A 266-nucleotide genomic window follows, 5' to 3' on the forward strand; every position below is an offset into this window, starting at 1 on the left:
ATTTTGATCACCTTGCTGGCGAGTAAAAACATTGCCTCGTAATCCTGCCACTACCTCTTGCTGCGCATTGGCGCTAAATGCAAAAAATGATCCTGGGTAAATTTCGTCAACTCGCTGCCATGTTAAGCCTGCATCGGTACTTTTTGCCATTAAGCCCATTTCACTCACTAACATTAAACCGTCTGGAGTTTGCTCAATGCGGTTAAAGTGCGGCAAAATTGAGGCTGTTTCTGCTTCATAACCTTCTGGGTCGTGTTCTTTTAAAT

Annotated in this window: 1 protein-coding gene; it reads right to left on the minus strand. The window is 43.6% G+C overall.

What is annotated here, in order from left to right; all coding sequences use genetic code 11:
* Positions 1 to 266: beta propeller repeat protein (locus AAEY72_RS15155; RefSeq protein WP_352311402.1), on the minus strand; the 266-nt coding region annotated here is incomplete at both ends.

It is taken from the genome of Psychrobacter sp. W2-37-MNA-CIBAN-0211, from assembly GCF_040309405.1.
Lineage (GTDB): Bacteria > Pseudomonadota > Gammaproteobacteria > Pseudomonadales > Moraxellaceae > Psychrobacter > Psychrobacter glaciei.